We start from the raw sequence: 21,427 nt of genomic DNA on the forward strand, positions 1-21,427 counted from the left end.
CTTACGCACCTTGTCTCGGTCGGCTGATCGCTTCGGACACCGCTGGGGCATGTCGGGGGGTCAGCAGCGTGTAGTGCGTGGCCGGTACGGTGGCGCCGGTCACGGACCCTGAGGTCACCGCGGCCCAGCCCCAGTCGGGCCGGGCGGCGGCCGGGTGGCCGGCGAACTCGCCGACCTCTCCCTCGCCGGCGCGTACGACGACGAGGTCGGCGGCGATGGTGGGCGCCGCGTAGCTGTTGCAGGCGCGCACCACCCCGCGGAAGACGGCGAGCGCCTCGGTGAGCGAGGCGGGGTCGATAGAGGCCGCGGCGTCGCCGACGCGGGCGAGGACGTCGGCGAGCGCCTGCGGGTCGGGCAGGTCCGCGAGCCGCCGTACCTCGTCCTCGGGGATGTCCGCGGCCCGCAGGCCCAGGCCCAGGTCCTCGACGAACCACAGCAGCAGCCGGGTGTCGTCCAGGGCGCGCGGCACGGTGGGGCTCGGCGAGTCCAGCACGGCCAGCAGCTCGACCTGCTCGCCGCGCGCTTCGAGCTGGTGGGCCAGTTCGAAGGCGATGACGCCGCCGGAGGACCAGCCGCCGAGCCGGTAGGGGCCGTGCGGCTGGACGGTGAGCAGTTCGTCGAGGTAGCGGGCGGCGAAGTCCTCGACCTTGTCCAGCGGGCCGCCGGTGCCGGGGGTGGGCGCCTGGAAGGCCAGTACGGGCTCGTCGAGCAGGTCGGCGAGCTTCTGGTAGCACAGCACGTTGCCGCCGGCCGGGTGGACGAGGAACCACGGGGTGCCGCTGGGCCGGTGGGTGAGCCGCACCAGCGGGGACCAGCGCGGCTGCGCGGTCTCCAGCCAGGCCGCGAGGCCCTCGACGGTGCGCTGTTCGAGCAGCACGCCGAGCGGGATGCGCCGCCCGGTGCTCGCCGCGAGGCGTTCGATGACCCGCAGCGCGGCGAAGGACTGGCCGCCGAGGTCGAAGAAGTCGTCGGTGACGCCGACGCGTTCGGTCTCCAGGGTCTGCGCCCACACCTCGGCGATGGCGGCCTCGGTGGCGGTCCTGGGCGCGACGTACGCGGCCGAGCCGGTGTCGTCGCCGGGGCCGAGGGCTTCCAGGGCGCGCCGGTCGAGCTTGCCGTTGGCGGTGAGCGGCAGCGCGGGCAGCACGGTGATGTGGGTGGGCACCAGGTAGGAGGGCAGCCGCGCGGCGGCGAACTCCCGCAGCTGCGCGCCGCCGAGGTCGCCGGCGCCGGGGTGCGGGACGGCGAATCCGGCGAGCTGCTTGCCCGATCCGGTGCTGCGGGCGACGACCGCGGCCTGCGCGACGCCCTCGTGCTCCAGCAGGGTCTGCTCGACCTCGCCGGGCTCGACGCGGAAGCCCTGGATCTTGACCTGGAAGTCGGCGCGGCCGAGGAATTCGATGCTGCCGTCGGGCAGGAAGCGGCCGAGGTCGCCGGTGCGGTAGATCCGCTCGCCGGTGCGCGGGTGGCGGACGAAGGCGGCGTCGGTCTTGGCCGGGTCGCCGAGGTAGCCCAGCGCCAGGCCGGCGCCGCCGATGTGGAGGTGGCCGGGGACCCAGGTGGGGGCGTCGCGGCCGAGGTCGTCGAGGATGTGCCAGGTCTGGCCGCCGAGCGGGCGGCCGTAGGGGATGCTGGTCCACCGCGGGTCGACGTGGTCGACGCGGTGGTGGATGGACCAGATCGACGCCTCGGTGGCGCCGCCGAGGCTGATGACGCGGGCGTTCGGCGCGATACGGCGGATGCGGTCGGGCAGCTGCACGGGGATCCAGTCGCCGCTGAGCAGGACCGTGCGCAGGTGCGGGAAGGTCGCGCCGGCGGCCTCGGCGGCCTCGGTGAACAGCTGCATGATGGCCGGCACCGAATTCCACACCGTCACCTGGTGGCGGCCCACCAGCTCCAGCCAGGCGGCCGGGTCGGCGGCCGACGCGGTCGGCAGGACGAGCGTGGCGCCGGCCGCGGCGGTGCCGAACACGTCGTAGACGGACAGGTCGAAGCACAGCGAGGAGATGCCGAGGACGGTGTCGCCGGGGCCGATGCCGAAGCGGTCGTTGATGTCGGTGACGGTGTTGAGGGGCCCGCGGTGGTCCAGCATCACGCCCTTGGGGCGGCCGGTGGAGCCGGAGGTGTAGATGACGTACGCCAGGTCGCCGGGGTCGCGCGGCTCGTCGACCCTCACCTCGGGCGCTTCGGCGGGGGTTTCGGCGGCGGGCGTGAGCACCGGGGCGGTGGTGAGGGCGGCGAGGGCGCCGCGGTGGGTGTCGTCGGTGAGGACGGCGGCGGCCTCGATGTCGCCGAGCAGGTACGCGATGCGGTCGTGCGGCCAGGTGGGGTCCATGGGGACGTACGCGGCGCCCGCGGTCAGGGCCGCGTGGACCGCGGTGATCTGCTCGGGCCCCTTGGGCAGCACCACCGCGACGCGTGAGCCGGCCCGCACCCCGGCGGCGCGCAGCCGGGCGGCGAGCGCGGCGCTGCGGGCGTGCAGGGCGGCGTAGCCGAGGGTGGTGCCGCCGGCGACGACCGCGGGGGCGTCCGGGGTGCGGGCGGCGGTGGCGGGCAGCGCGTCGTGCAGGAAGCCCGCGGTGGGCGGCGCCTCGGGCGCGGGCTCGGCGCGCTGCGCGCGCTGGGCGGCGGGCAGCAGGTCCAGGCCCGGCGCCTCCCAGGCGGCCTCGTCGTCGGCGAGCAGGGCCAGCGCGGTGCGGTAGCCCTCCTCCATGGCGTCGATCAGGCCCTCGGGGAACATCTCCTCGATGACGTCCCACACGACCCACAGACTGCCGTCGGGCAGCTCCCAGAACTCGCAGTCGAACCGCACCTGCGGGGTCTCCAGGGTGCTGTAGTCGGGCCGCTCGGTGGGGCCGACGAACAGCGCGCTGCCGACCGCGAAGGGCGCGACCGCGCGGCCGGGGGTGCGGCGGGCCTGGTTGAGCGCCTGGAGGACCTTGACGCCGCTCCACTGCGAGTGCTCCACGTCCGCGATGACCTGCGCCTGGAGCCGCCGGGCGCGGGCGGCGAAGGACTCCTCGTGCCGCCAGTCGGCCTCCAGCGGGTAGAGGGAGGCGAAGTTGCCGAGCACCTCGCCGATCTGCGGGTGCAGCGGCAGCCGGTGGGTGATCATGTTGTTGATCAGGAAGTGCCGCGACCCGCTCCAGTACGACAGCAGCTCGGCGTGCGCGGCCAGCACCACGTTGGTCTTGGTCAGGCCGCGCTCCTCGGCCTTGGCGCGCAGCCGCGCCCACAGGCCGGCGGGGAAGGTCAGCTCCCGGCGCACCAGGCGCGAGCGGGCCCTGAGGTCGGCGCCGGCGGCGAGCGGCACGGCGGGGGCCTCGGGCCAGCCGGGGATGCGGTCGCGCCAGTACGCCTCGGCGGCCCGGCCCTGCGGGGACTCCTCCAGGGCGGCGAGCGCCAGCACGCAGTCGCGGTAGCCGATCTCCAGGTCGTCGGGGACGGAGGCGGGGTCGTGGTAGGCGCGCAGCACGTTGGACAGGAAGCGCATGGTGCCGGGGGCGTCGCTGAAGATGTTGTTGTTGTTCCAGTGCAGCCGGGCGCGCCCGTCGCCGTACCGGCTGATGTGCGCCTCGATCCACGGCCAGCGCGAGACGTCCGGCTCGTGGCGTTCCATCGCGGCCCGCACCCGCAGGATCTCGGCCTGCGCGTCGGCCTCGGACAGGCCCGTGAGGTCGGAGACGGTGACCTTGACCGGGGCGGGGTCGTCGCCGGCGTGCTGCATCATCAGGTCGTCGCGGATGACGACGAGGTCCTTGCGCTGGCGGCGCAGCACCTGGTTGAGCGCGGCCTCGTAGCGGGCCGGGTCGAGGTCGGCGAACTCCCACTCCATGTACTGGTGCGGGCGCACATGGTGCTCGAAGCCCTCGCGGCTGCCGATGATGAAGGACGTCTGGAGGTCGGAGGGCGCGAAGGGCTCGCCCAGGCCCGCCGCGTCGTGGGTGAGGGCCGGCAGCGCCTGGGCGGCGGCGGTGTCGCCGGCGTGCTGGTCGGCGAGCCAGGCGATCAGCTCGGGCTTGTGCGCCACGATCCGGTCGCGCAGCTCGGGGCGCAGCGCGCCCTTGGGCGCGGAGACCTCCAGGCGGGCGTCGTCGACCAGGCGCAGGCGCACACCGGCGCCGGCGAGTTCTGCCAGCAGGTTGGGGACGGCGTTCACAGCGTCAGCACCTCGGTCTCCTGGTCGTCAAGGTCGTCCTCGGGCGCGGCCGACACGCTCCTGATCGTCAGCTGCTGGCAGATCAGCTCGGCGACGTCGGCCGCGGTGCCGCCGCTGAAGAGCAGGTCGGGCGGTATGTCGGCGCGGAAGTCGGCGAGCAGCCGGCTGCGCAGCTGGACGGTGGTCAGCGAGTCCAGGCCGAGCGTGTTGAGCCGGACGGCCGCGAAGCGCTGCCGCAGGTCGTCGCGGTCGGCGCCGGGGATGCGCAGCAGCAGCCCGACCCGCTCCAGCAGCCCGTCCAGGACCGCCTGCCGGGCCGCCTCCGGTGCGCTGAGGACCAGCGCGGTCAGCTCCTCCAGCGGTACGGCGTCGGTCGCGGCCACGTCCGCGGGCGCGTCGGTGACCAGGTCGGCGAGCAGGGTGTAGGGCTGGCGGCGGGAGAAGGCGGCGCCGTAGCGGGCCCAGTCGACGCGGGCCAGGCCCACGTGCGGACCGGCGCCGCCGGTGCCGCCGGTGCCGCCGGTGCCGCCGGTGCCGCCGCCCAGCAGGGTGCCGAGGGCGGCGAGCGCCCGCCGGGTCGGGATGGCGTCCATGCCCTGCGCGGTGAAGCGGTCCAGCAGGCTGCGCTCGTACGCCATGCCGGTCTCGCCCCACGGGCCCCAGCCGGCGCTCAGCGTCGTCCTGCCGTGGCCGCTGCGGTAGCCGGCGAGCGCGTCGAGGAAGCTGTTGGCGACGACGTAGGCGGCCTGCCCTGGCGAGCCGGTCAGCGACAGCATCGAGGAGTACAGGACGAGGAAGTCCAGGTCCAGCGACGCGGTGTGCTGGTGCAGCAGCCAGGCGCCGCGGACCTTGGGTTCCATGACCCGGCGGAAGCGGTCCCAGTCCAGGTCCACCAGCGCCGCGTCGTCGGTGACGCCCGCGGCGTGCACGACACCGCGCAGCGGCGGCAGGTCCTTGGCGACGTACGCGAACAGGTCGGCGACGGCGGCCGGTTCTGCGATGTCGCAGGCCCGGGTCTCCACGCGGGTGCCACGGCGGCGCAGGTCGGCGATCCACTGCGGCTCGCCGGCCGGCAGGCGGCGGCCGGTCAGCACCAGGGCGCCGGCGCCGTGCTCGGCGAGCCAGGCCGCGGTGACCTGGCCGAGGCCGCCGAAGGCGCCGGTGATCAGGTACGCGCCGTCGGCCCTGACCGGCGGGGCCTGCGGGGCGCCGAGGCCGGCCTCGCGCAACCGGGCCTCGTGGCGGCGGCCCGCGCGCAGCCGGTAGTGGCCGGAGCCGGGGCGGGCGGCGGCTGCGGCGAGCAGCTCGGCGAGCGCGGGGGCGGCTGCCGCGGGGTCGAGGTCGAGGTGGGTGACGCGCAGGTCGGGGTAGTCGGCGACGACCGCCTTGGCGGCGCCGGTGAGCACGGCCTGCGCGGGGTCGGGGACGGTGTCGGTGGCGCCGGTGGAGCACAGCACGACGCGGGCGTCGGCGGTCCCGGGGGCGCGGACGAACTCCTGGAGCAGCAGGAAGCTGTCGCGGGCGAGCCGGAAGGCGGTCTGCGGGGTGTCCTCGTCGTGGGCGGCGGGCCCGGTGGCGGGGGCGGCGTGCAGCAGCAGTCCCGCGAGGGGGCGGCCGGTGGCGCGCAGGGCGTCGAGCTCGGTGCGCAGCGCCTGCGCGGTGGGGGCGGGCAGCACGGTGCTGAGGGGGTGCTCGGCGGCCCAGCGGGCGGCGAGGTCGGTGTCGTCGCTGAACAGCAGCCAGGTGCCGTCCGCCGGGTCGGTTCCCGGCGCCGGCGCGGTCGTGTCGTCCAGGGGCACCCACGCGGTCTCGTAGCGGCGCAGGGCCGGCGCCGCGAGCGCGGCGAGGGCGCCCGCGGGGACGGCGGTGAAGCGCAGCGACTCCACGACGGCCAGGCAGCGCCCGTCCTCGGCGTGCAGGGCCAGGTCCAGCACCCGCTCCCCCGCGGTCGCGTCGTCGGTGCGCAGCACCCGGCACCACACGCGGGCCGGCAGCGCCTCGAAGACGGTGCACCGCGCGAGCGAGGTGGGCAGCGGGACGCCGTCGCCGTCGCCGAGGAAGGCGCCGACGGTCTGGAAGCAGGCGTCCAGCAGCGGCGGGTGGAGGACGTAGTCCGCGACGGCGCCGCCCGCGGAGTCGGCGGCGTCGGCGGCGGTCTCGACCAGGGCCGCGGCCTCGTCGCCGCCGCGCCACAGCCGGCGCAGGGCGCGGAAGGCGGGGCCGTGGTCGACGGAGCCGGCACGCAGCCGGGCGTAGAGGGCGTCGACGTCGACCTCGGTCATGCCGGCGGTGAGCGTCGCGGGCGGCAGGTCCGGCGGGCGTACGGCGGCCGACCGTACGGCCAGCGCGCTCGCGTGCTCGGTCCACTGCGTCGCGCCCTGCTCGCGGCTGAAGCAGCGCACCAGCAGGCCGCCGTCCGCGGTGTGCGGCGACGCGGTGGCCTGCACCTCGCGCGGGCCGCCCTCGGTGAAGGGCAGGAACTCCTGGAAGGCGACGTCCTCCAGGCGGTACGAGGCCGGGCCGGTGGACCCGCCGGCCGCCGCGCGGGCCGCGGCCAGCGCCCACTCGGTCATGGCGGCTGCGGGGAGCACGGGCACGCCGGCGACCCGGTGCTGGTCGAGGTAGGCGGGGCGGTCCGGGGCGAGCGTCTGGGCGTACCAGTGGCCGTCCGCGCCGGCCAGCTCCACGGGCGCGCCGAGCAGCGGGTGCCCGTCGCGTACGGCGGGGGCGGCGGTGCGCGGCCCCGCCATGTGCCAGTAGCGGCGGTGCTGGAAGGGGTACGTGGGCAGGGTGAGCGGGGGCCGTTCGCGGGCGGCGGCGCCGAAGGCGGTGTCGGGCCAGGTCACGGTGACGCCGGCGGTGTGGAGTTCGGCCAGCGCGGTGAGCAGGCCGCGGGACTCCGGGGTGCCGGTGCGCAGGGCGGTGGCCAGGACGTGGCCGGCGCCGCCCTCCGCCTCGCCGGCGAGGAAGCGGTGGGCCAGGGCGGTCAGGACGCGGTCGGGGCCGAGTTCGAGGTAGGCGGTGACCTTGGCGTCGCGCAGGGTGCGCAGGCCGTCGAGGAACCGGACGGCCTCGCGGGCCTGGGCGACCCAGTAGTCGGGGGTGAGCAGTTCGGCGCCGGCGAGGTCGCCGGTGACGTTGGAGACGACCGGGATGCGCGGCGGGTGGAACGTCACCCGGCCGGCGGCGGCCCGCAGGTCGTCCAGGGCGCCGTCCATGTGGGGCGAGTGGAAGGCGTGGCTGACCCGCAGCCGGGTGGCCTTGCCGCCGCGCAGCCGCCACAGCTCGGCCAGTTCCTCGGCGGCGTCCAGGTCGCCGGAGATCACCGTGGCGCCGGGGGCGTTGACCGCGCCGATCGCGACCCGCCCGGTGTGCGTGGCCAGCAGCGCCCGTACGGCCGGCTCGTCGCCGTCGAGGGAGAACATCGCGCCGCCCTCGGGCATCGCGCCCATCAGCCGGCCGCGGGCGGCGACCAGGGCCGCGGCGTCGGGCAGCGAGAAGACGCCGGCGACGTGGGCGGCGGCCAGTTCGCCGATGGAGTGGCCGAGCAGGTGGTCGGGGACGACGCCGTGGGCCTCCACGAGCCGGAAGAGGGCGACTTCGAGGGCGAAGAGCGCGGGCTGGGTGTAGGCGGTGCGGTCCAGCAGGGCCGCGTCGGGGCTGCCGGGCGCGGCGAACATCAGGTCGCGCAGGGGGCGTTCGAGGTGCGGGTCGAAGGCCGCGCACACCTCGTCGAGGGCGGCGGCGAACGCGGGCTGCTCGCGGTGGAGCTCGGCGCCGCGGCCGGCGCGCTGGGCGCCCTGGCCGGTGAACAGGAAGGCGGTGAGCGGCCGTTCGCCGGCCTCGCCGCGCACGAGCTGCGGCGCGTCGGCGCCGGCGGCGAGCGCCCGCAGCCCTTCGAGCAGCTCGGTGCGGCTCTCCCCGACGACGACCGCGCGGTGCTCGAAGCCCGCACGCGTCCGGGCCAGCGCGAACCCGATCCCGCCGGGCGTGGCCCCCTCTTCCCTCTCGGCGAACTCACGCACCCGCTCGGCCTGCGCCCGAAGCGCGGCCCCCGTCCGCGCCGCCACCACCCACGGCACCACCCCGCACCCCGGCGCGTCGTCTTGCCCCTCCGCCACGCCCGACTTCTCGGCCGGGCCCGCGGCGGCGGCTGCCGCGCCGGACGCGCCGGCGCTGCGGGCGGACGTCCCGGCGACGGCTGCCGCCGGGGCGGTAGCGCCAGGCGCGGGGGCGGCTGCCGCCGCGGCCTCGGCGGCCGGGCCCGCGGCGCCCTCCGGCGCCGGGGCGGATGCCACCCGGGGCGCCGTTGCGGGCATGGCCGCCCGCGCCGCCAGGCCGGCGCCGGCCTCCGCGGCCTCACCCGCAAGCTCCGCCGCAGGCGGCTCCTCCAGGATGACGTGGGCGTTCGTGCCGCTGATGCCGAACGCGGAGACGCCGGCGCGGCGGGGGCGGTCGGTGGGCGGCCAGGGGGTGGGGTCGGTGAGGAGGGCGATCGCGCCGGAGGACCAGTCGACGTGGTCGGAGGGGCGGTCGGTGTGCAGGGTGCGGGGCAGCAGGCCGTGGCGCATCGCCATGACCATCTTGATGACGCCCGCGACGCCGGAGGCGGCCTGCGAGTGGCCGAGGTTGGACTTCAGCGCGCCGAGCCGCAGCGGGCGCTCCGCCGGGCGGCCGGGGCCGAACACCGCGAGCAGCGCCTGCGCCTCGATGGGGTCGCCCAGCGTCGTGCCGGTGCCGTGCGCCTCGACCGCGTCGATGTCGGCGGGGGCGAGCCGCGCGGCGGCCAGCGCCTGCCGGATCACCCGCTGCTGGGCGGGACCGCTGGGCGCGGTGAGCCCGTTGCTCGCGCCGTCCTGGTTGACCGCCGAGCCGCGGACGACCGCGAGCACCGGGTGCCCGGCCCGCCGCGCGTCCGACAGCCGCTCCAGCACCAGCACGCCCGCGCCCTCCGCCCACGCGGTGCCGTCGGCGGCCTGCGCGAAGGGCTTGCAGCGCCCGTCCGCGGCCAGGCCCCCCTGCGCGCCGAACTCCACGAACATCCCCGGGCCCGGCATGACCGCGGCGCCGCCGGCCAGCGCCAGCCCGCACTCGCCGCGGCGCAGCGCCGCGCACGCCAGGTGCAGGGCGACCAGCGAGGACGAGCAGGCCGTGTCGATGCTGACGGCCGGTCCGTTCAGCCCCAGGCTGTAGGAGATCCGGCCGGCCGCGACGCTGGTGGAGCGGCCGGTCAGCAGATGCCCCGCGAGGCCCTCGGGCGGTTCGTGCAGCGGCGCGCAGTAGTCGTTGTGGACGAGCCCGGCGAAGACGCCGGTGTCGCCGCCGCGCAGCGTCTCGGGGTTGACGCCGGCCCGCTCCACCGCCTCCCACGCCAGTTCCAGCAGCAGCCGCTGCTGCGGGTCCATGGCCTCGGCCTCGCGCGGCGAGATGCCGAAGAAGGCCGCGTCGAAGCCGGCGGCGTCGGCGAGGAAGCCGCCGCCCGTGGTGGGCGTGCCGGCGGGGCCGCGCAGCGCGTCGAGGTCCCAGCCGCGGTCCTCGGGGAAGCCGCCGATCGCGTCGGTGCCCTCGGCGGCGAGCCGCCACAGGTCGTCGGGCCCGGCCACGTCGCCGGGGTAGCGGCAGGCCATGCCGACGATGGCCACCGGCTCGCTGTCGCGGGCCTCCTGCTCGCGTATCCGCTGGTTCGCTTCGGCCAGGCGGGACGTGGCGGTCTTGAGGTAACTGCGGAGCCTGTCTTCGGTCGTCTCAGTAGTCATTTCCCACCTGGCGCATCAAGGGGTCACTGTCCAGCGCGTTGAAGAGGTCTTCGTCGGAGGCGGATGCGAAGTCGTGGACGGTCCCGGCGGGGGGTGTGCCGGGCAGGTCGGCGGCGTAGCGCCGCAGCAGCTCGCGCAGCCGGGTCGTGGCGGCGGCCCGTTCGGGGTCGTCCGCGCCGGTCGCGCCGAGCGCGGCCTCGACGCGGTCCAGGTCGGCGGTCAGGGTCTGCCGCGGCGGCGCGCCGGAGTCGGGCGCCGCGGCGGGCGTGGGCGTGGGGGCGGTGGCGGGCGCGAGGCGTTCCAGCAGGAAGGCGGCGACCGCGGTGGGCGTGGGGTGGTCGAAGACGAGCGTGGCGGGCAGCCGTACGTCGGTCGCCGCCGTCATGCGGTTGCGGAACTCCACGGCGGTGAGCGAGTCGAAGCCGGCCTCCTTGAAGGACCGGCCCGCCGCGACGTGGTCGGGGTCGCCGTGGCCGAGGACGGCGGCGGCGTGGGCGCGTACCAGGTCGAGCAGCACGCGCTGCGGGTCGGTGCCGGGCGCGGTGAGGCGGTCGGCGAGCGGCAGCGCGCCGGCCTGCTGCCGTGCGGCGGCGGCCCGCCGGGCGGGGGCCCGGACCAGGCCGCGCAGCAGCGCGGGGACGCCGGCGTCCTGCACGCCGAGCGCGGCGTGGTCGAAGCGGGCGGCGACGGTGGCGGCGCCGCCGTGCGCGACGGCCTCGTCGAAGAGCAGGAACGCCTGGTCCGAGCGCAGCGGCAGCTGGCCGCCGCGGGTCATCCTGGCGGTGTCCAGGCCGGTCAGGTGGGCGGTCATGCCGCTGGCCTCGGCCCAGTAGCCCCACGCGATGCTGGTCGCGGGCAGGCCGCTGACGTGCCGGTGGTGGGCGAGGGCGTCCAGGAAGGCGTTGGCGGCGGCGTAGTTGGCCTGGCCGGGGCTGCCGAGGACGCCGGCGATGGAGGAGAACAGCACGAAGGCGGCCAGGTCGTGGCCCGCGGTGAGCCGGTGCAGGTTCCAGGCGGCGTCGACCTTGGGGCGCAGTACGGACTCCAGTTGCGCCGGGGTGAGCGAGGCGATGGTCATGTCGTCCAGCACGCCGGCCGCGTGCACGACGGCGGTGAGCGGGTGCGCGGCGGGGATCGCGGCGAGCACCGCGGCCAGTTCGCCGCGGTCGGCGGCGTCGCAGGCGGCGACGGTCACCTCGGCGCCGAGCGCGGCGAGTTCGGTGGTGAGCCGGGCGGCGCCGTCGGCGGCGGGGCCGCGCCGGCTGACCAGCAGCAGCCGCCGGACCCCGTGGTCGGTGGCCAGGTGGCGGGCCAGCAGCAGGCCGAGGGTGCCGGTGCCGCCGGTGATCAGGACGGTGCCCTCGGGGTCGAGGTCGCGCGGGAGGGTCAGCACGAGCTTGCCGGTGTGCCGGGCCGCGCCCAGGTGGCGCAGCGCGCGCCCGGCCCGGCGGATGTCCCAGGCGCGCAGCGGCAGCGGGCGCAGGACGCCGCGGTCGAACAGCTCGCCCAGGTCGCGCAGGATCTGCTGGATGCGGTCGGCGCCGGCGTCGAGGATGTCGAAGGCGGCGTAGCCGATGCCGGGGTGGGCGGCGGTGACGGCCGCGGCGTCCCGGATGTCGGTCTTGCCGATCTCGACGAACCGGCCGCCGGGCGCGGTCAGCCGCAGCGAGGCGTCGGTGAATTCGCCGGCCAGCGAGTTCAGGACGACGTCCATGCCGCCGGGCGCGGCGGCCCGGAAGGCGTCCTCGAAGCCGAGGCTGCGCGAGTCGGCGATGCGCTCGGCGGGTACGCCCAGGTCGCGCAGCGTGTCGTGTTTGCCGCGGGACGCGGTGGCGTAGACCTCGGCGCCCCAGTGCGCGGCCAGTTGCAGCGCCGCCATGCCGACGCCGCCGGTCGCCGCGTGCAGCAGCAGCTTGTCGCCGGGCCGGAGCGCGGCGAGGTCGGCGAGGCCGTAGTAGGCGGTGACGAAGACGATGGGCACGGTCGCGGCCTGCGCGAAGCTCCACCCTTGGGGGATACGGGTCAGGTGGCGGCGGTCGGTGACGGTGACCGGGCCGACGCCGGCGAAGAACAGCCCCATCACGCGGGCGCCGGGGGCGAGGTCGGTGACGCCGGGGCCGGTCTCCAGGACGACGCCGGCGCCCTCGCCGCACATGGCGCGGCCGTCGTCGACCATGCCGAGCGTGACGACGACGTCCCGGAAGTTCAGCCCGGCCGCCCGCAGCGCCACCCGCACCTCGCCGGGGGCCAGTGCCCGGGCGAGTTCGGGGCGGGGAGTGAACACGACGGCGTCCAGGCCGCCTTGGGCGCCGGGCGCGGGCGCGAGCCGCCAGGGCGTGCCGTCCTGGGGCGGCGCCGGCAGGTCGGCGGCGGACACCCTCGCGAGCCGTGGGGCGAGCAACCGCCCGTCGCGCTCGGCCAGTTGCGGCTCGTCCGCGGCGAGCGCGGCGGCGTACCGGCCGAAGTCCCCCGGCGCGGCGGGCAGCGGCAGCCGGGGGTCGGTGTCCAGCAGCACGATCCGCCCGGGGTGCTCGGTCTGCGCGACCCGCAGCAGCCCCCACAGCGCGCTCGCCGCGAGGTCGGCCAGGTCCTCCCCGTCGCGGACGGCGACCGCGCCCCGTGTGACGACGACCAGCCGGCTGTCCCCGACCCGCTCGTCCCCGAGCCACGCCTGCACCAGCGCGAGCGCCGCGGCGGTGACGGCGTGGGTGGCGGCGGCCTGGTCGCCGCCGGGCTCCGCGGCGCCGGCGCCCAGCGCGGCGGGTTCGGCCGCCGGCAGGACGTACACGTCGGCGGGCCCGGCCGTGGGGAAGCCGGCGTCCAGGACCGCCCAGCGCGGTGCCGGCTGCTGGCGCGGCTGCTCGGCGGCGGGGGTGTCGGTCCACTCGACGTGGAAGAGGGGGGTGCCGGAGCGGCGGACGGGGCCGAACAGCTCGTCGGGGGCCACCCGGGTGGCCAGCGACGTGACGCTGACGACCGGGTCGCCGGCCGGGTCGGCGGCCTCCAGCGCGAAGGCGGCCTCGGCGCCGCTCGCCGCGGGGGCGATACGGACCCGCAGCGCGCTCGCGCCGGTGGCGTGCAGGGCCAGGCCGCCCCAGCTGTAGGGCAGGACGACGCCGGGCCCGTCGTGCCCGGCGGCGAAGAGGACCAGCGGGTGCAGCGCCGCGTCCAGCAGCGCCGGGTGGACCTCGAAGCCGTCGTCGGCGCCGGGCGCGCCCTGCACGGCGGGCAGTTCGACCTCGGCGTAGACCTCGGCGCCCAGCCGCCAGGCGGCGCGCAGCCCCTGGAAGCCCGGCCCGTAGTCGTAGCCCAGGTCGGCGAGCCGCCCGTACGCGCCGGCGAGGTCGAGCGGCTGCGCGCCGGGCGGCGGCCAGGCGGCCGGGAAGGCGGCGGGGGCCGGCGCGGCGGGGGCGAGGGTGCCGTCGGCGTGGCAGGTCCAGCTCTCGGCGTCGGCGGCCTGCCCGGCGGCGGGCTGCGGCCGGGCGTGCACGGCGACCGCGCGCCGCCCGTCGCCGCCGGCCGGGCCCACGGTGAGCTGGACCTGCACGGCGTCGTCGGCGGTGAGCACGAGCGGCGCGTGCAGCGTCAGCTCCTCGACGCCGCCGCAGCCGGCCCGCCGGGCGGCGTGCAGGGCGAGGTCGGCGAAGGCGGTCGCGGGCAGCAGCACGGTGCCGCGTACGGCGTGGTCGGCGAGCCAGCCGTGGCCGGCCAGCGACAGCCGGCCGGTCAGCACCAGGTCGCCGCTGCCGGCCAGTTCCAGGGCGGCGCCGAGCAGCGGGTGCCCGGCCGCGTCCAGGCCCGGCGCCTGGGCGGTGGGCGCGGGGGCGCTGAGCCAGTAGCCCTGCCGCTGGAAGGCGTACGTGGGCAGGTCCACCGGCCGCCGCCGGTCGCGGCCGGCGAGGACGGCGTCCCAGTCGACGGCGAGCCCGCGCACGTGCGCCTGCCCGAGGGAGGTGAGGAACCGCCTGCGCCCGCCGTCGTTCCTGCGCAGCGTGCCCCAGGCGTCGGCGCCGGCCCCGTCGTCGGGGGCGGTCTCGCGCAGCGTGTCCTGGATGGCGGTCACCAGCACCGGGTGCGGGCTGATCTCGACGAAGGAGCGGTGGCCGTCGGCGTACAGCCGGCGGATCGTCTCGTCGAAGCGGACGGTGTGCCGCAGGTTGCGGAACCAGTAGTCCGCGTCGAGGCCCGCGGTGTCCAGGACGTCGGCGTCGACGGTGGAGTAGAAGGGCACGGCGGAGCTTGCGGCGCCGACGCCGTCGAGGTCCTTGGCGACCCGGTCGCGCAGCGCGTCGACGTGGCAGGAGTGCGAGGCGTAGTCCACGTCGATGCGGCGGGCGTCGATCTCCTCGGCCTTGCACCTGTCGAGCAGGTCGTCGAGGGCGTCCGCGTCGCCGGAGACGACGGTGGCGGCCGGGCCGTTGGTCACCGCGATGCCGAGCCGGCCGCCGTGGGCGGCGAGCCGCCGCTCGACCTCGGCGGCGGGCAGCGGCACCGACGCCATGCCGCCGAGGCCGGACAGCTCGGCGACGGCGAGGCTGCGCAGCGCGCTGATCCGCGCGGCGGTGTCCAGGTCCAGCGCGCCGGCGACGCAGGCCGCGGCGATCTCGCCCTGCGAGTGCCCGACGACCGCGTCCGGCAGGACGCCGTGCGCCTTCCACACCTCGGCGAGCGACACCATCACCGCGAAGAGCAGCGGCTGCACGACGTCCACCCGCTCCACCGGCGGCGCGTCCGGCTCGCCGCGCAGCACCGCGAGCACCGACCAGCCGGTGTACGGCTCCAGCGCCGCGTCGCACTCCCGCATCCGGCGGGCGAAGTCCGCGCTGGCGTCCAGCAGTTCCAGGCCCATGCCGCGCCACTGCGAGCCCTGCCCGGGGAAGACGAAGACGGTGCGCCCGGGCCCGGCGGCCCGCCCGGTGACGACGCCGGCGGGCGTGTCGCCCTCGCTCAGCCCGCCGAGCGCGGCCCGTACCTGCGCGGCGGACTCGCCCACGACGACGGCCCGCTCGTCGAAGGCGGTCCGGGTGGTGGCGAGCGCGTACCCGATCGCGGCGAGCCGCGCGGCCTCCGCGGCGGGGACCGGCGGCGCGGTGTCCCCGCCGGGCCCGCCGGGCTCGCTCTGTCCGCCGGGCTCCGGCGCGGGGGCCGGCCCGAACTCGGCGTCCAGCAGCGCCAGCAGGCGGGCGGCCTGGCCGCGCAGGGCGGCGGGGTCCTTGGCGGACAGCGGCAGCGCTACCGCGCCGGGGGTGCCGCTGTCCGCGGCTTCGGGGGCGGCCTCGGGGGCCGCAGCGGGGGAAGGCGGGGCGGCTTCCAGGATGACGTGGGCGTTCGTGCCGCTGATGCCGAAGGACGACACCGCCGCCCGGCGCGGGCGCGGGCCGGTCTCGGGCCAGGCGCGCGGCTCGGCCAGCAGGGACACCCCGCCGGCGGACCAGTCGACGCGCGGGGTCGGGCGCTCGGCGTGCAGGGTGCGCGGGAGGGTGCCGTGGCGCAGCGCCATGACGGTCTTGATGAGGCCGCCGACGCCCGCCGCGGCCTGCATGTGGCCGAGGTTGGACTTCAGCGAGCCGAGCCACAGCGGCCGGTCGGCGGGGCGCCCCGCGCCGTAGGTGGCCATGAGCGCGCGGGCCTCGATCGGGTCGCCGAGCGTCGTGCCGGTACCGTGCGCCTCGACGGCGTCGACGTCGCCGGGGCCGAGCCCCGCGTCGGCGAGCGCCTGCCGGATGACGCGCTCCTGGGCGATCCCGTTGGGCGCGCTCAGCCCGTTGCTGGCGCCGTCCTGGTTGACGGCCGAGCCGCGCAGCACGGCCAGCACGCGGTGGCCGTTGCGCTGCGCGTCGCCGAGGCGTTCCAGGACGAGCACGCCGACGCCCTCCGCCCAGCCGGTGCCGTCGGCGTCGGCGGAGAAGGCCTTGCACCGGCCGTCGGAGGACAGGCCGTGCTGCCGGCTGAACTCCACGAACATCCCGGGCGTGGCCATCACGGTGGCGCCGCCGGCCAGCGCCAGCGAGCACTCGCCCTGCCGCAGCGCCCGCACCGCGAGGTGCGTGGCCACCAGCGAGGACGAGCACGCGGTGTCGACGGTGAGCGCGGGCCCGTGCAGGCCGAGTGCGTAGGCGACCCGGCCGGAGGCGACGCTCGCCGTGCTGCCGGTCAGCAGGTAGCCGTCGTAGCCGCCGGCCGGCTCGTGCAGCCGCGGCCCGTAGTCCTGCGACATCGCGCCGGTGAAGACGGCGGTGCTGCTGCCGTGCAGCGACCGGGGCGGCAGCCCGGCCCGCTCCAGCGCCTCCCAGGAGGTCTCCAGCAGCAGCCGCTGCTGCGGGTCCATCGCGGTGGCCTCGCGGGGGCTGATGCCGAAGAAGGCCGGGTCGAAGCGGTCGGCGTCGTAGAGGAAGCCGCCGGCCCGCGCCGAGGACGTCCCCGGCTTGTCGGGGTCGGCGTCGAAGAGCGAGCCGAGGTCCCAGCCGCGGCCCTGGGGGAAGTCGGCGATCGCGTCGGTGCCAGACGCCACCAGCTCCCACAGGTCCTCGGGCGTCTCGACACCGCCGGGGAAGCGGCAGGCCATGCCGACGATCGCGATGGGCTCCGCCGGGTCGCCGGCCGCGGCGGGGGCCGCCGGGGCGCCCGTGCGGTCCTCGCCGGGCGCGGCGAGGCGGCGGGCGAGGCGGGCGGCGGTGGGGTGGTTGAAGATCTCCTCGGGCGGCAGGTCGGTGCCGGTCAGCTCGCCGAGCCGGTCGGCGAGCTCGACGGCGCCGAGGGAGTCAAGGCCGAGTTCGTTGAAGGCCCGGTCGACGTCGACGACGTCGGTGGTGACGTGGCCGAGGACCAGTGCGAGGTTGGTGCGGACCAGCTCCAGCATGTCGGCGCCCGCGCGGGGCTGCGGTGCGGCGGGCCCGGGCGCGGGGTCGCTCGCGGGGGCGGTCTCCGGTACGGGGGCGGCCTCGGGCGTGGCGGTCTGCGGTACGGGGGCCGCGGGCAGCGGGGCCGCCGGCGCCGCGTCCAGCCAGTGCCGGGCGCGCTGGAAGGCGTACGTGGGCAGCGGCACCCGGCGCGCGCCGGGCCCGTGCAGCGCGGCGAGGTCGACGGGGACGCCGCGGACGTGGGCCTGCGCGAGGGCGGCGGCGAGCACGCCCGGCTCGTACCGGTCGCCGCGCAGGGTGGGCAGCGCGGCGGCGGCGCCGTCCCGCAGGCAGGCGCGGACCAGGCCGGACAGCGCGCCGTCGGGGCCGAGTTCGACGAAGGTCGTGGCGCCGAGGCCGTGCAGTGCGCTCACTGCGTCGGCGAAGCGCACGGCGTGCCGGGCGTGGTCGACCCAGTAGCCGGGGGTCGTGAAGTGCGCGGGGTCGACCGGGGCGCCGGTGAGGGTGGAGACCACGGGCAGCGCCGGCGCGCGCAGCTCCAGGCCGGCGACGACCTCGCCGAAGGCGTCCAGCATCGGGTCCATCAGCGCGGAGTGGAAGGCGTGGCTGACCCGCAGCCGCCGGGTCCTCCGGCCGCGCGCGGCCAGCTCCTGCGCGACGGCGAGCACGGTGGGCTCGGCGCCCGCGACGACCACCGCCTCAGGGCCGTTGAGCGCCGCGATACCGGCGGGCGCCGCCGGGTCGTCGTGGCCGGCCAGCACCTCCGCGACCTCCTCGGGCGCGGCCTTGACGGACACCATCGCGCCGCCGGCCGGCAGTTCCTGCATCAGCCGCCCGCGCGCGGCCACCAGCGTCACGGCGTCCGGCAGCGTCAGCGTCCCGGCGGCGTGGGCGGCGGCGACCTCGCCGATGGAGTGCCCGGCCAGCAGGTCGGGCCGCAGGCCCAGGCTCTCCAGCAGCCGGTTCAGGGCGACTTCGAGGGCGAAGAGCGCGGGCTGGGTGTAGGCGGTGCGGTCGATGCGCGGGTCGGGCCCGGCGGCGGGCGGGGCCAGGACGAGGTCGCGCAGGGACACGTCCAGGTGCCGGTCGAACTGCGCGCACACGGCGTCGAAGGTCCGCGCGTAGACCGGGAAGGCGGCGTGCAGGCCGCGCCCCATGCCGGTGCGCTGGCCGCCCTGGCCGCCGAAGAGGAAGGCGGTCGCGCCGGGTTCCGCGGCTGCCCGGCCGCGTACGACGGCGGGGTCGTCGTCGCCTGCGGCGAGCGCGCCGAGGGCCCGCAGCACGGTCGTACGGTCGTCCGTGCCGCTCTCGCCGCCGGCGAGCACGACGGCCCGCTCGTCGAAGGCGGTCCTGGCGGCGGCCAGCGCGCGCCCGACGTCGGCCGGCGCCAGCTCGGGCCGGTCGGCCAGATGGTCCCGCAACCGCCCGGCCTGCGCGCGCAGCGCGGCCCCGTCCCGCCCGGAGACGGCCAGCGCGACCGCAGCGGGCCGGGCCTGCGCCGCGGGCGCATCCCCGGCACCGGACTGCGCCGCCTCCACCGCGGTCGCGGGCGCGTCGGTCAGCACCAGGTGGCAGTTCGTGCCGCCCATCCCGAACGAGCTGACGCCCGCCAGCAGCGGGCGTTCCGGGTGCGGCCAGGGGCCCTCGGCGGTGGCGACCCGCACGGTGGGCGGGATCGCGGGGTTGGGGGTGGTGAAGTTCAGGCTCGCCGGGATGCGGCGGTGCTTGATGCTGAGCGCCGCCTTCAGCAGGCCCACGACGCCGGCGGCGCCCTCGAGGTGGCCCACGTTGGTCTTCGCGGAGCCGACCAGCAGCGCGGTCCCCTCCGGGCGGCCGGCCCCGAGGACCGCGCCGAGCGCGGCGGCCTCCACCGGGTCGCCGACCTTCGTGCCGGTGCCGTGCAGTTCGACGTACTGCGTCGCGGCGGGGTCGGTGCCCGCCATGGCGTGGGCGGCCCGGAGCACTTCCTCCTGGGCGGGGGCGCTCGGCACGGTCAGGCCGGGTGCGGCGCCGGCGTTGTTGACGGCCGAGCCGCGTATCACGCAGTAGATCTCGTCGCCGTCGGCGATCGCTCGCCGCAGCGGCTTGAGGACGACGACCCCGCCGCCCTCGCCTCGTACGTATCCGTTGGCGTGCGCGTCGAAGACCCGACATCGGCCGTCGGGCGACAGGGCGCCGAACCGGTGGGCGCCGATCGCGCTGTCGGGGACGAGGTTGAGGTGGACGCCGCCGGCCAGCGCGAGCTCGCTGCGGCCCGAGCGCAGGCTCTCCACCGCCAGGTGCACCGCGACCAGCGAGGACGACTGCCCGGAGTCGACGGTCAGGCTCGGCCCGCGCAGGCCCAGCACGTAGCTGAGCCGGTTGGCCATCAGGCCGCGTTCGAGACCGGCGAGGGTGTGCCGGGTGATGGCGCGGTGGCCGGCCCGGCGCGCGAGGGTGGCGTAGTCGTCGGCCATGGCGCCGAAGAAGACGCCGGTGGCGCTGCCGCGCAGGTCGGCGGGGCGGATCCCGGCGTCCTCCAGCGACTCCCAGCCCAGCTCCAGCATGAGCCGCTGCTGGGGGTCCATGGCGGTGGCCTCCTTCGGCGAGAGCCGGAAGAAGGCGGGGTCGAAGAGGTCGACGCCGTCGACGAAGCCGCCGGTGCGCACGGCCGGCGGCAGGTCGTCCGTGCCGCCCGGAGTGTCGGCCCAGCGGCCGGCCGGGACCTGCCCGACGGCGCTGCGGCCCTGGACCAGCAGCCGCCAGAACGCGGCCGGGTCGGGGGCCTGCGGGAGTCTGCATCCGAGCCCGATGACCGCGACGGCCTCGTCCTGATCGTCCTGCTGCATCCGGCTGCCCTCCCCTGGCGTCGGCCGGGAACGGACGCGACAGCAGGCGGCGGCGAGCGCCCCCCGTTTACGCGCCACGAACCCTGAGGTTCCGAAAACTCCGGGTCAGACGCTACGGCCGGGCCGAAGCGGCAGCATCGCGCAGATTGCTGGTGTGAGCGTTACAACTCTGCGGCTCCGCTCCGCGCGCAGTCCGCGATGCGGCCCGCTCACCCGGTCGCCGTACGGGGGCGTGACCGGCGGGCGGCGGGATCGTTTGAGGTGGCGTCAGCAGCAGGACGGGCCGCGGTGCGGCGCCCGCGGAGGGAGTCGTGTGCACAGCATCGTCAACACCGAGCAGGCGGCTGCCTGGAACGGCGCGGAGGGCGCCCACTGGGCCGACCACCAGGACGACTACGACGCGGTGAACGCCGGATTCAACGCGCCGCTGCTCGCGGCTGCGGCGATCGGCGCGCACGACCGCGTCCTCGACATCGGCTGCGGGAACGGGCAGGTGACCCGGCTCGCGGCGCTGCGGGCGGCGCGCGGCGGCGCGCTCGGTGTCGACCTGTCCGCGCCGATACTGGAGCGGGCGCGGGCGACGGCGCGGCGCGAGGGCGTCGGCAACGCGGAGTTCGTCCGCGGGGACGCGCAGGTGCACCCCTTCGAGGCGGCCGGTTTCGATGTGGCCGTCAGCCGCTTCGGGGTGATGTTCTTCGCCGACCCGGTCGCGGCGTTCCGCAATGTGCACCGCGCGCTGCGGCCGGGCGGCCGGCTGGCCTTCCTGAGCCTGCAGCCGGTGGAGCGCAACGAGGTGGGGACGGTGCTGGCGGCTCTCGCGGGCCCGCGGGCCGCCGGGCCGCCCGACGACGGGCTGTCGCGCGCGGGCGCGTTCTCGCTGGCCGATCCGGCGCGGACGCAGTCGCTGCTGGCGGACGCCGGCTTACGCGCGGTGTCCGTGGCCCCGGTGGAGGCCGCCCAGACCTGGGGGCCGGACGCGCCCGCCGCCGCCGCGTTCCTCGCCGGCTGGGGCCCGGTCCGCACCCTCCTCGCCGCGCAGCCCTCGGCGGAGGCGGCCCGCGAGCTGCTCCAGGAGGCGCTGGCCCCGTACGCGACCCCCGACGGTGTGCGGCTGACCGGCGCGGCCTGGCTGGTGACGGCGACCGCGTAGGGGGTGCCGTACGGGCGGAGGGTGCGGCGGCCTCAGGAGCGGGGGGTCTGCGCCGGCGCCGGCGCCGCGGCCGGGGCGGGGCCGGTGAGCGGGACGCCGCGCAGCAGCTGGATCATCACCGTGACCACGCCGGCCATGACGCACTGGTCGCTGAGGTTGAAGATGCCGCCGTGCCCGACCTGGATGAAGTCCAGCACCGCGCCGCGGCCGAAGCCGGGGGTGCGGAAGAGCCGGTCGGCGAGGTTGCCGCCGGCGCCGGCGAAGATCAGGCCGAGCCCGACGCCCCAGCCCGTGGAGCGTATGGCCGGCGACTTGCGGGCGATGAAGGCGCACACCCCGATGGCCAGCAGCGTGAACACCAGGGTCGCGCGGGGCGCGAAGGAGCCGGCCGCGCCGGAGTTGCGGTAGGCCGTGAAGGTGACGAGGCCGCCCAGGACGTGGCTGGGCTGGTGGCCCTCCACCAGCTCGGCGGCGACCGCCTTGGTGGACTGGTCGAGGGCGAGCCCGGCCGCCGCCGTGATCCACAGGGCGCGCTGCGCCACTCCCCGTTGCCGCATCGGCCGCCTCCCGCGTGATCGTGACGTCGTGTCGAGCCTACGCCCGGCGCGCGGCGCCACCGGCGGCCCGGCTCGGGACCATGTGCCCCGAACATTTCCCCGAACGGCCCTGTTGCC

At 77.4% G+C, this 21,427-nt stretch carries 4 protein-coding genes and 1 pseudogene; 1 reads left to right on the forward strand and 4 read right to left on the reverse strand.

The genetic code is table 11. The features are described from left to right. Position 1: 1 nt before the first annotated feature. The 3 genes and pseudogenes from HCN08_RS18170 to HCN08_RS18180 form a co-directional block, all read right to left on the reverse strand. Entirely contained in the window at positions 2-4,159 is a 4,158-nt protein-coding gene (locus HCN08_RS18170; protein WP_167984181.1) for a non-ribosomal peptide synthetase, read from the reverse strand. Continuing rightward, positions 4,156-9,819, reverse strand: a pseudogene (locus tag HCN08_RS18175) (type I polyketide synthase); the annotation flags it as partial. The gene HCN08_RS18170 and the pseudogene HCN08_RS18175, both read right to left, overlap by 4 nt. Positions 9,820-9,904: 85 nt before the next feature. Further along, a complete protein-coding gene (locus HCN08_RS18180; RefSeq protein ID WP_167984183.1) occupies positions 9,905-19,603 on the reverse strand; it encodes a type I polyketide synthase in 9,699 nt (3,232 codons plus the stop codon). A 313-nt stretch (positions 19,604-19,916) separates the two neighbouring features. On the opposite strand from HCN08_RS18180, the gene HCN08_RS18185 reads away from it, so the two are divergent. Then, positions 19,917-20,753, forward strand: coding sequence for a class I SAM-dependent methyltransferase (locus HCN08_RS18185; RefSeq protein ID WP_167984184.1), 837 nt, complete (start codon positions 19,917-19,919; stop codon positions 20,751-20,753). Positions 20,754-20,785: 32 nt separating this feature from the next. On the opposite strand, the gene HCN08_RS18190 is transcribed toward HCN08_RS18185, so the two are convergent. Next, entirely contained in the window at positions 20,786-21,310 is a 525-nt protein-coding gene (locus tag HCN08_RS18190) for a signal peptidase II (protein ID WP_167984185.1), read from the reverse strand. Positions 21,311-21,427 lie beyond the last annotated feature (117 nt).

The sequence above is a fragment of the Actinacidiphila epipremni genome, from assembly GCF_012034175.1.
GTDB classification, from domain to species: domain Bacteria; phylum Actinomycetota; class Actinomycetes; order Streptomycetales; family Streptomycetaceae; genus Actinacidiphila; species Actinacidiphila epipremni.

What these genes read in the sequence shown, in the direction of transcription:
- HCN08_RS18190 (WP_167984185.1), bottom strand. Translation starts at nt 21,310, where the DNA reads ATGCGGCAACGGGGAGTGGCGCAGCGCGCCCTGTGGATCACGGCGGCG.
- HCN08_RS18180 (WP_167984183.1), bottom strand. Translation starts at nt 19,603, where the DNA reads ATGCAGCAGGACGATCAGGACGAGGCCGTCGCGGTCATCGGGCTCGGA.